Source organism: Vibrio sp. CAU 1672, assembly GCF_029223195.1.
In the GTDB taxonomy this organism is placed as follows: Bacteria; Pseudomonadota; Gammaproteobacteria; order Enterobacterales; family Vibrionaceae; genus Vibrio.
Genome location: NZ_JARHUF010000006.1, coordinates 142,130 through 153,262, shown reverse-complemented (window position 1 = coordinate 153,262; position 11,133 = coordinate 142,130). Strand labels below are relative to the sequence as shown.

Here is an 11,133-nt window from a genome sequence, read left to right as displayed (position 1 = left end):
TAAAATTATGCTTTAGGTTTTTTACGCTTATCGGTAATTTCCCATTTACCGTCAACATACAGCGCGGTCCAACCACTTGGTTTACCATTTTCTTCTGAACGTACGTAGTTTTCCTTAGACTTGCGGCTGAAACGAACCACCGTTGGACGTCCATCCGGGTCTTGCTGGGGTGCCGTGGCTAAGTACTTAAACTTCTCTGGCAGGCGCTCTTCAAAACGCGCCAGTTCAGACACCAATGGCGCACGCGTTTCACGTGATTTCGGGAAGTTACTTGCCGCCATGAACAAACCGGAAGCACCATCGCGTAACACAAAGTAAGCATCAGAGTTTTCACACGGCAGCTCAGGGAAATGCACCGGATCTTCTTTCGGAGGCGCGACTTCACCGTTTTTGAGGATTTTACGTGTGTTTTTACACTCCTCATTGGTGCAGCCCATATATTTGCCAAAACGACCGGTCTTGAGCACCATGTCTGCGCCACACTTATCGCACTCGACAACCGGGCCATCATAGCCTTTGACCTTAAACTCACCGTATTCAACCAGGTAACCGTCACAATTCGGGTTATTACCACACACGTGCATCTTGCGCTTATCATCGATCAAATACGCATCCATCGCCGTTTCACAGATAGGACAACGTTTCTTCGCTCGCAGTGCGGCGGTTTCTACGTCTTCTTCCAGAACATTGATAATGCCTTCTTCGTCACCAAGGTTAATAGTGGTCTTACAACGCTCTTTCGGTGGCAGAGCGTAACCAGAACAGCCCAGGAATACCCCGGTTGACGCAGTACGGATGCCCATAGGACGACCACAGGTAGGACATTCGATGTCTGTCATCACAATGTGATTCAGCTTCATGCCGCCTTCGCTTTCGTCCTGCTCGGCTTTCTCTAAATCACCAGTAAAGTCTGCGAAGAAGTTATCCAGAACATCTTTCCACTTCACTTCACCTTCTGCGATTTGGTCAAGCTTCTGCTCCATACGGGCAGTAAAGTCGTAGTTCATCAGATCGTTAAAGCTGTCGTCCAGACGGTCAGTAACGATCTCACCCATTTTTTCTGCATAGAACCGGCGCTGGTCTACTTTTACGTAGCCACGATCCTGAATGGTAGAGATGATCGACGCATATGTCGACGGGCGACCAATACCACGCTTCTCCAACTCTTTCACCAAGGCCGCTTCGGTGTAACGTGCAGGCGGTTTAGTAAAGTGTTGCTTCGGATCAAGCGACTCCAGGTTCAGTTTTTCGCCCAGTTGCACTTCTGGCAGGATCGTATCTTCGTTTTTACCCATCGGACGCTGTACGCGAGTCCAGCCATCAAACTTGAGGATGCGCCCTTTTGCTTTCAGTGTGTAATCATCCGCTTTCACACTGATGGTGGTCGAGTCATACTCTGCCGGAGTCATCTGACAAGCGACAAACTGATTCCAAATCAGGGCATACAGCTTGTGCGCATCCGCGTCCACCCCCTGCAGATCATCCGCTTTAACCGCCACATCAGAAGGTCGGATCGCTTCGTGTGCTTCTTGCGCCCCCTCTTTACTGCCGTAAGTCAGTGGCTTAGCCGGAAGGTATTTGTCGCCAAACTCAGTACCAATAAAACTGCGGACCGCATCGACGGCTTCGCTGCTTAAGTTGGTCGAATCGGTACGCATGTAGGTAATGTAACCCGCTTCATACAAGCGCTGGGCAAGCATCATGGTTTTCTTCACGCCATATCCAAGACGGGTACTTGCCGCCTGCTGGAGCGTAGACGTGATATAAGGTGCAGACGGTTTGCTCTTGGTCGGGCGATCTTCGCGTTTACAAACTTCGTATTCGGCTTTTTCCAACACCGATAAAGCCGCTTGGGTCTGTGCTTCATTAACCGGTTTAAACGCCTTGCCTTCTTTCTGCGCCACCAACAGCTTAAATGCTTTGCTGTCTTTGGTTTGTGTATTGGCGTGAATATCCCAGAACTCTTCAGGAACGAAAGCATTAATTTCCCGCTCACGCTCAACCAGCAACTTAACCGCGACCGACTGTACACGGCCGGCAGAAAGGCCACGAGCCACTTTTTTCCACAGCAATGGGGAAACCATAAAGCCCACCACACGGTCCATAAAACGACGTGCCTGCTGGGCGTTCACACCATCCATATTCAGCTCGCCTGGCGTCTGGAAGGCTTGCTGGATGGCGTTTTTAGTGATCTCATTAAAGACCACACGTTTGTATCGCTCTTCATCGCCACCGATGATCTCACGAAGGTGCCATGCGATTGCTTCTCCCTCGCGGTCCAAATCGGTTGCGAGATAAACGCAGTCGGCGTCTTTGGCTAATTTTTGCAGCTCATTGACCACCTTCTCTTTGCCAGGAAGGATTTGATAATTCGCTTGCCAGTCATGATATGGGTTAATCCCCATTTTTTTGATTAGTGCTTTGCGATCTTTCTCTTTTTTGATGCGCGCTTTCTCTTCAGCGCTCATACCTTTCGTTGATACCGCAGGGGCTTTCTCACCAGTACTTTGACCGGCCGTAGGCAGATCACGCACGTGACCGACACTAGACTTCACCACGAAATCTTTACCAAGGTACTTGTTTATTGTCTTAGCCTTGGCTGGAGACTCCACTATAACGAGCGATTTACCCATAACTGACTCTAACGTCCTTCATAATAATGCGGGTGCAAACTTCAAATGAAGTGCCCCGCATACTGTACTATTTCATTGCTTCTTTTTTTACTATTGTGCGAGATGAAAAGAAGATCAACTGCTTTTTTAAAATTCAGATCCGATTGGTTGACAATTCATCGTCTATATACTTACACGTGAAGGTTTGGAAACGGCTCTTGATCCGCATATACTAAGCAGGCAAACTTTATCACCGCTACCCTAATACGCTAATTTTTGTCTCGCATCACAAAATGAGCACGGTTGCTGCATTTGCTACTCACTCAGGTCGCCTAATGAAAGGTCGCATGGTTTTCAGGCCAAACATTGTGCTCTTTTCATCCTTATCGGCGAGATTTTTGATTTCAGCATACCGCTACAGGATATTTGTGAGTATACTCCCCGACTATCTAAGCAAGCATTGGCGAGAAACTCATGTCCGACAAAAAACCAATTAAAGAGTTTGATTTGCTGTTAATTGCAAACCAAATCATCCAAGAGCATGACGATTATATTGAAGGCATGCGAGCCACAAGCGTGGAAGAAAAAGACGACGTACTGGTCTTCAAGGGTGAGTATTTTTTAGATAGCAATGGTTTGCCAACAGCCCAGACCACAGCTGTGTTTAACATGTTTAAATACCTGGCTCACCACTTATCCAAAGAGTTCACGTTACAACAGTAACCTGTTGACCAAACTAAAAAGCCTTGATGGTTTATTTGCCATCAAGGCTTTTTGTATCAGTGGCCTAAACGCTCAACGACGCTAATCGGTCAAAATAGTCCGGAAATGTCTTAGAAGTACACTTAGGATCATTGATCGTAACCGGCGTATCACTCAGCGCTACCAGCGAAAAGCACATTGCCATACGATGGTCATCGTATGTATCTATTGCAGCATGTTTCAGCTGAGCAACAGGATTAACGATGATGTAATCTTCGCCTTCTTCAACCTCAGCACCAACTTTACGTAGTTCTGTCGCCATTGCCGCCAAGCGGTCAGTTTCTTTTACCCGCCAATTATAAACGTTACGAATCGTGCTAGGGCCTTCGGCGAACAGCGCAGTGGTAGCAATAGTCATTGCCGCATCTGGAATATGGTTGTAGTCCATATCGATGCCTTTTAACTGTCCCGCCCGGGCAATTACATAATCGTCACCCCATTCGATCTCGGCACCCATTTTCTCGAGGGCATCTGCAAACTGGATATCACCCTGAATGCTGTGTTTACCGATACCGGTAACCTTGACCTCGCCGCCTTTGATCGCCGCAGCCGCCAGGAAATAAGAGGCCGATGAAGCGTCACCTTCAACCAAAAAGTCACCCGGCGCCTGGTACTGTTGGCCCGCTGGAATTACAAACTCTTGATATTCAAGGTTAATAACCTCAACGCCAAACTGCTTCATGATGTGTAAGGTAATATCGATGTACGGCTTAGACACCAGTTCGCCATCGATCTGAATGCGAACCTCACCTTGCGCCAGAGGTGCCGACATAAGAAACGCGGTTAAAAACTGGCTGGAAATCGAACCATCAATAGTCACCACACCGGCTTTTAAACCCGTGCCACGAATTTTGAGCGGCGGATAGTTGTCATTTTCCAGATATTCAATCTCTGCGCCGGCTTGCTGCAGTGCCGTCACCAGATGACCTATTGGACGCTCTTTCATGCGTGGTTCACCGGTCAGAAGATATTCTCCCTGACCAAGACATAGTGCAGCGGCGAGTGGACGCATAGCGGTACCGGCATTGCCGAGAAACAGTTCAACCGGTTCCGCCACAGAGAATGGGCGGCCCAGGCCTTCAACCGTACATTCGGTTTTATCAGCCGACAACTGGTAGCGAACCCCTAGCTGAGTCAGCGCATTGAGCATATGACGAATATCGTCACTATCAAGAAGGTTAGTAAGGCGCGTGGTGCCCTTGGCCAGCGCGGCCAGCAGCAACGCACGGTTAGAAACACTTTTCGAACCGGGAAGATTCACTTCCCCTTGAATTTTTTTGATTGGTTGTAACGTTAGGCTTTCCATTTAAAGTTAGTAGTCCTTTTTCGCTCTTACTTTATCGATGGTTCAGAGCAAAGCAATTCTTCGTGAAATCAGACTAACCAAAAACCAACCACAAAACCAGAATTAATCCACGCAGATTAATGAATAATTAGTCAATGACTGACGTGTCATTCTCCACTCAGTAAACAATATCCACACGAACACCATCATCGAAATACAGAATACGCACATCATCCCCCCGGCTGAAAAGCATGTTGCGATCGACATCCTGAATCACATTGATTAACTTATCACCATCTACTTTAATCAGCAGTTCAACTAACTGGTATTCCACCGTGTATTGATAGTTGTTTTGGTGTTGCGCGGCTGCCGCTCCCGCTAATGCTCCAACCGCCGTCGCCACTTCTTTACCACTACCACCACCAAATTGATTGCCAACCAGACCACCAATTGTGGCTCCCAACAGCGTTTTCCAGCCATTACCACGTGACTGCACTACTTCCTGGTGAGTGATGTAACGAACGGTATCCACCTTACCATACACCACTTGATTTACCGGTTTTGCGACATTTCTTTCATACGCTGCATTGGCTAAAAGTGGCAAAAACAGTATGATCCATGCCCATCTTTTCATGCTTGTTCTCCTTGGTGAATGCTTGTTGTATGACACTTTATTTAACTGAACTCGACGATACGTTTGCCTTTCCTTCACCGTATGACGCTTTACCCGAGCCTAATGGTCTGCTGGCCTTTGGCGGCGACCTCAATCCACAACGGATCCTGGCCGGGTACCAACAAGGGATTTTTCCCTGGTACGGGCCCGGTGAACCCATTTTATGGTGGAGCCCCTCCCCGCGAGCCGTCTTTGACCCTTTGACCTTCCAGCCAGCCAAAAGTCTCAAAAAGTTTCAGCGCAAACAGGAATATCGGGTCAGCATCAATCAGGCTACAGCGCAAGTGATACATATGTGCAGCGCTCTGCGCCCGGCAGAAGAAACCTGGCTGAATGCAGAGATGCAAGCAGCCTACACCCAACTGGCCGCCGCGGGGCATTGCCACTCAGTAGAAGTATGGCACGATAACCTGTTGGTTGGCGGGCTTTATGGTATCGGTGTTGGCCAGGTTTTCTGTGGTGAATCGATGTTCAGCCTGCGTGACAATGCCTCCAAAATTGCGCTGTGGTATTTCTGCCGTCACTTTGCAGATCGCGGCGGGCGCTTGATCGACTGTCAAGTAATGAACCCCCACTTACGCTCACTGGGAGCATTTGAGCTTGAGCGTGATGACTTCTTACAAAAGCTGCTATCTTTAAAAGAACAGTCCACGGACGTAGGCACGTTTGATCCCCAATTTTTGCAGGACCCTGAATCATGAGTACGGACCTACAGCATATTCGCATTGGGCTGACCAATAATCACCCGTGCAGTTACCTGCCAGAGCGTCAAGAGCGTGTAGCCGTTGCGCTTGATGCTTCACTGCATAATGCCAACAGCTACGAAGTACTGTTAGCCAATGGTTTTCGCCGCAGTGGCGATACTATTTACAAACCCCATTGCGAGCACTGCTCAGCCTGTCAACCGATACGGGTTGCCGTTGAGCACTTTGTCGCGTCAAAAAGCCAGAAGCGACTGATGGCTAAAGCTAAACACCTAAGCTGGGAGTTTAAGTCAGCGATGGATCCTGAGTGGTTTGACTTGTACAGCCGCTATATTTGTCAGCGCCATCGCCACGGCACCATGTATCCGCCCAAAGAACAAGATTTCTCCCGTTTCGCCCATGCTAAATGGCTGGAAAGCTCCTTTCTGCATATTTATGATCAGTCCAACACTCTGCTGGCCATTGCCGTTACCGACGTAATGTCTCAATCTGCCAGTGCCTTCTACACTTTTTTTGAACCTGACTACCCGCTCTCGTTGGGCACATTGGCGGTGCTCTACCAGATTGCCTTTTGTCAAAAAGCCGGGAAACATTGGTTATACCTTGGCTATCAGATTGATGAATGCCCGGCCATGAACTATAAAACTCGCTTTCAACGTCACCAAAGGCTAGTAAATCAGCGTTGGCAAGGGTAGAATACTGCCCAACTTTACATAATTACTATTTAGCGGCAAAATATGCGCGCTATAAATTGCCTAATTTCTAAAGAGGATTAAATGGCTAAAGAAGACGTAATTGAGATGCAAGGTACTGTCCTTGACACTCTACCAAACACTATGTTCCGTGTTGAACTTGAAAACGGTCACGTTGTGACTGCTCATATCTCTGGCAAAATGCGTAAGAATTACATCCGTATTCTTACTGGTGATAAAGTGACTGTAGAGTTGACTCCATACGATCTATCAAAAGGTCGCATCGTCTTCCGCGCTCGTTAATCTTAGATTTTCGATGACAGAAAAAAACGAAGCGTTTCCGCTTCGTTTTTTATTTGGCAGACACTCTCAAAGCAGTTCAGAAACATGCTTCACCACCTCTAATACCGGGTGGCCCGCTGCTTTATAGTTACCAGCCGTGGTGACGATCACCACTTCTTTACTTGGTATCATCACAATATACTGCTCTCCAATCCCTACCGCGGCGACCGCGTTATGCACATTAGGTATTTGCCAAAAATGCAGTCCGTACCCCATCTCATACCCGGGAAATCGGCTTACCTTAAGTTTGTCGAACCATTGCTCACTGACTATCTGATGCCCGTTGTAGCTGCCTTGGTTTAACCACATTAAGCCAAATTTTCCCATATCTCTCGATGTATAATACGTAACCCCCAATCAACCCCCGCTTCACCACTTCCTAACTGCGGCAGCCATTGATAATCAGAAATACCCAGTGGTTCAAATAGCTTGGTTTTCATCACTTGGTTAAATGACTTGCCATAAACACTTTCGATAATCTTGGATAACCCTATCGTCGAGAGACCGCTGTACGCGAACCTCGACCCCGGAACAAATGCTAAATCTGTGGTAAGAAACAACTTTTGCAAGTCCTTAGCATTGTAATGCCGGGAAAATATGTTCCCCTCGCCATACGGCGTACTAAGCTCATCCAAAGCATAACTGGCAGACATGTTCATCACATCACGAATCGTGATTGCCATTTTTTGCTGCCTGTCAGCGCCCTGGTATTCAGGGAAAAAATCCAGAACCGGGGTATCCAGGCTTTCGATTCGCCCCTCATCAATAGCAATAAATATTAAAGTAGCGACAAATGACTTTGTTACTGAATGGACATTGTGGATGGCGTCTTTACCCACCGGCACGTTGGCGGTTTGATAACTCCCATCTAGCCCTCCCCCTTCTCGGTAAACCTCAAGGATTAAACGTTCCGCTTGCCAGACTAGTAAGCTGTGTATGCTTAAGGCTTTACCTTGTTCGATACGAGTAATAACCGGCGCAAACCTGGCTGCACTTTCTTCAACCACAACGTGTTTATTATCGCAACCTGCAAGTACCAGCAATACTCCGGCTAACATCAACTTGACCACTTCGCTCTCCCCGTCATTAAACTAAGGGCTAATTAATCAGAAATTAATGGCGGAGTCAGCGTGCTATGAAGGAATAAAAAAACGTGCGACAGAGCGCACGCTTTTACTCTTAAAAACATAATGGATTAGTGAATGGCAGTTTCCCGTTCACTCAGATAATCAAACTGCAGAGCATCGTTAACCAGAGTGACTTTCACCGTACCACCGTCGACCAATGAGCCAAACAACAATTCATTGGCAAGTGGCTTCTTGAGCTGCTCTTGGATAACACGCCCCATCGGCCGGGCCCCCATCGCCTTGTCGTAACCCTTGTGAGCCAGCCAGTGGCGCGCATCCTGAGACACCTCCATAGATACGCCTCTCGCATCCAGCTGAACCTGCAGCTCCACGATGAACTTATCAACCACCTGATGAATAACTGTTTCATCCAGACTATTGAACCAGATGATATTATCCAGGCGATTACGAAACTCCGGCGTAAATACCTTTTTGATCTCCGCCATTGCGTCGTGACTGTTATCCTGCTGGATCAAGCCGATAGATTTCTTCTCAGTCTCAGCAACCCCGGCGTTGGTGGTCATCACCAGGATAACGTTACGGAAATCAGCTTTACGGCCGTTATTGTCCGTCAGCGTCCCGTTATCCATCACTTGCAGCAACAAGTTAAAGATGTCAGGGTGAGCTTTCTCGATCTCATCTAACAAAACCACCGAGTGAGGGTGTTTCAGTACAGCATCGGTTAACAACCCCCCCTGATCATAACCAACGTAGCCCGGAGGAGCACCGATCAGCCGACTGACCGAATGACGCTCACCGTACTCAGACATATCAAAACGCAGCAATTCGATACCCAGTAACTTAGACAGCTGAACCGTTACCTCCGTTTTCCCGACCCCGGTAGGCCCGGCGAACAAAAATGAACCTACAGGCTTGTTGTCGATACCAAGTCCGGCACGTGACAGTTTAATCGCCTCAGAGAGCGCGTCGATGGCGTTATCCTGGCCAAACACCAGCATCTTCATCTTTCTATCCAGATTCTTCAGGATGTCTTTATCTGAAGAAGAAACGGATTTCTCCGGAATACGCGCCATTTTAGCTACCATGGCTTCGATATCCGCAACACCCACGGTTTTCTTACGGCGACTCGCCGGGGCCAGACGGCTTTTTGCGCCCGCTTCATCGATCACATCAATGGCCTTGTCTGGCAAGTGACGTTCATTAATGTATTTCGCCGACAGCTCGACCGCGGCGCGCAGCGCTTTGTTGGTATAACGCACCTCGTGGTGGGCTTCATATTTTGGCTTCAAACCCATTAAGATCTTCGTGGTATCGTCTAACGACGGTTCGACCACATCAATCTTCTGGAAACGACGCGATAATGCACGCTCTTTCTCAAAGATGTTGCTGTACTCTTGGTAGGTTGTGGAACCAATACAACGTAACTTACCACTGCTTAATAATGGTTTGATCAGGTTGGCAGCATCCACCTGGCCACCAGAAGCCGCACCCGCACCAATGATCGTATGGATTTCGTCAATAAACAGAATCGCGTCTTCTTCTTTTTCCAACTGTTTAAGGATCGTTTTGAAACGTTTTTCAAAATCACCACGGTACTTGGTACCTGCCAGTAATGAGCCGATATCTAGTGAGTAAATAACGCTGTTTTCAATTACCTCAGGAACCTGACCTTCGACGATCCGCCAGGCCAGCCCTTCAGCAATGGCTGTTTTCCCCACCCCGGCTTCACCCACCAGCAATGGATTATTCTTGCGACGACGACACAATACCTGGATAGTACGCTCCAGCTCCTTATCCCGGCCAATCAAGGGGTCGATATTACCTTCTTTGGCCAATTGATTGAGGTTGGTAGCAAAACTTTCCAAACGTTCGTCGGAACCAGTTTCTTCATTGTTCTCGGGATTAAAAGATTCGGACGAAGATGAATCCTCGTTAGCTCCCGAGGCCTTGGTAATGCCGTGAGAGATAAAGTTTACGATATCCAGACGAGAAATATCGTTTTTCTTCAGCAAATAAGCGGCATGTGATTCCTGTTCGCTAAAGATAGCAACCAGCACATTGGCACCGTTCACTTCATTTCTTCCGGAAGATTGCACGTGAAATACCGCGCGTTGCAGTACGCGCTGGAAGCTCAATGTCGGCTGTGTTTCGCGAGTTTCATCACTTTCAGGAATAAGCGGAGTAGTTTGATCGATAAAAATATCGAGCTCGTGGCGCAGGGCATCTAAATCTGCTTTGCAGGCTAAAAGGGCTTCCTTAGCTGCATCGTTTTCTAACAATGCAAGTAGGAGGTGTTCAACAGTCATGAACTCGTGGCGTTTATTACGTGCACGAGCAAATGCACCGTTCAGGCTTGACTCTAGTTCTTTATTTAGCATAAGTACCTCCCGAAAGAACAACTTGGGTTGCTCGAGCAAGTCTTTTCGTTACGCTTGCTCCATCGTACACAGCAGCGGGTGCTCATTTTCCCTTGAGTACATAGTCACTTGCGCTACTTTAGTCTCGGCAATTTCAGCACTGTAAGTACCGCATACTGCCTTTCCTTCATAGTGAACCTTGAGCATAATTTGTGTCGCTTTATCGATATCGTGTGAGAAGAATCGCTCAAGAACCTCTATGACGAAATCCATAGGTGTGTAGTCATCATTATTAAGTACAACATTGTAAAGCTTAGGTGGCTGAATTTTTGTACTTTCTCGCTCCAAAAGATCAGAGTCTGGAGTCACCCATTCAAAATTTTTACTCATGGCAATCTAAAGTTATCGTATCAAAGGGTTGATGTTCTCTACCTATACAAACAATCTACCACAAGCATGTCATCTGGTGTAGTCAGATATGGCACGTTGATGAACTTTGACCGATAACTTCCTATCCTAACTAAGAGACTAATCCACCTATTGAAGAGCTGCAAATAAAAGATTTTTATCTCTCAAGAGGCGTCTTCATTTTAAGAATTTCTGTTTCAATTCTGGGTC

11 protein-coding genes are annotated in these 11,133 nt (G+C 47.4%); 4 read left to right on the top strand and 7 right to left on the bottom strand.

The features are described 5' to 3' along the window. Nucleotides 1-5: 5 nt before the first annotated feature. Nucleotides 6-2,633 carry a type I DNA topoisomerase gene (gene topA / locus P2G85_RS08140; protein WP_275863596.1) on the bottom strand — a complete coding sequence of 876 codons (2,628 nt, stop codon included), beginning with the start codon at nt 2,631-2,633 and terminating at the stop codon, nt 6-8. A 453-nt stretch (nt 2,634-3,086) separates the two neighbouring features. On the opposite strand from topA, the gene P2G85_RS08135 reads away from it, so the two are divergent. Then, complete coding sequence (locus tag P2G85_RS08135; protein WP_275863595.1) at nt 3,087-3,335, top strand: YciN family protein; 249 nt, start codon at nt 3,087-3,089, stop codon at nt 3,333-3,335. Nucleotides 3,336-3,399: 64 nt separating this feature from the next. Here P2G85_RS08135 and aroA read toward each other — a convergent pair whose 3' ends face one another. Both aroA and P2G85_RS08125 read right to left on the bottom strand, forming a co-directional pair. Beyond that, the gene (gene aroA / locus P2G85_RS08130) at nt 3,400-4,680 is read right to left on the bottom strand and encodes a 3-phosphoshikimate 1-carboxyvinyltransferase (RefSeq protein ID WP_275863594.1); all 1,281 of its coding nucleotides are present in this window, start codon (nt 4,678-4,680) and stop codon (nt 3,400-3,402) included. A gap of 157 nt (nt 4,681-4,837) precedes the next feature. Continuing rightward, nucleotides 4,838-5,293, bottom strand: coding sequence for a glycine zipper 2TM domain-containing protein (locus tag P2G85_RS08125; RefSeq protein WP_275863593.1), 456 nt, complete (start codon nt 5,291-5,293; stop codon nt 4,838-4,840). Nucleotides 5,294-5,322: 29 nt separating this feature from the next. Between P2G85_RS08125 and aat the strand changes: the two genes are divergently transcribed. The 3 genes from aat to infA all read left to right on the top strand — a co-directional run bounded on the left by aat (nt 5,323) and on the right by infA (nt 7,031). Further along, nucleotides 5,323-6,033, top strand: a complete 711-nt coding sequence (gene aat / locus P2G85_RS08120) for a leucyl/phenylalanyl-tRNA--protein transferase (RefSeq protein ID WP_275863592.1) — start codon at nt 5,323-5,325, stop codon at nt 6,031-6,033. Further along, nucleotides 6,030-6,731, top strand: coding sequence for an arginyltransferase (locus P2G85_RS08115; RefSeq protein ID WP_275863591.1), 702 nt, complete (start codon nt 6,030-6,032; stop codon nt 6,729-6,731). Before aat ends, P2G85_RS08115 begins: the two co-directional genes overlap by 4 nt. Nucleotides 6,732-6,812: 81 nt before the next feature. After that, nucleotides 6,813-7,031, top strand: coding sequence for a translation initiation factor IF-1 (infA, locus tag P2G85_RS08110; protein ID WP_005493784.1), 219 nt, complete (start codon nt 6,813-6,815; stop codon nt 7,029-7,031). 66 nt (nt 7,032-7,097) lie between these two features. Here infA and P2G85_RS08105 read toward each other — a convergent pair whose 3' ends face one another. From P2G85_RS08105 to clpS, 4 genes are all read right to left on the bottom strand, one after another. Further along, a complete protein-coding gene (locus tag P2G85_RS08105; protein ID WP_275863590.1) occupies nt 7,098-7,379 on the bottom strand; it encodes a hypothetical protein in 282 nt (93 codons plus the stop codon). Further along, nucleotides 7,379-8,128 (bottom strand): serine hydrolase, encoded by a 750-nt coding sequence (locus P2G85_RS08100; RefSeq protein ID WP_275863589.1) that lies wholly within the window; start codon nt 8,126-8,128, stop codon nt 7,379-7,381. Before P2G85_RS08100 ends, P2G85_RS08105 begins: the two co-directional genes overlap by 1 nt. A gap of 137 nt (nt 8,129-8,265) precedes the next feature. Next, nucleotides 8,266-10,536: an ATP-dependent Clp protease ATP-binding subunit ClpA gene (gene clpA / locus P2G85_RS08095; RefSeq protein WP_275863588.1), complete on the bottom strand. Its 2,271-nt coding sequence runs from the start codon at nt 10,534-10,536 to the stop codon at nt 8,266-8,268. 48 nt (nt 10,537-10,584) lie between these two features. After that, entirely contained in the window at nt 10,585-10,905 is a 321-nt protein-coding gene (gene clpS, locus P2G85_RS08090; RefSeq protein WP_275863587.1) for an ATP-dependent Clp protease adapter ClpS, read from the bottom strand. Nucleotides 10,906-11,133: the final 228 nt, after the last annotated feature.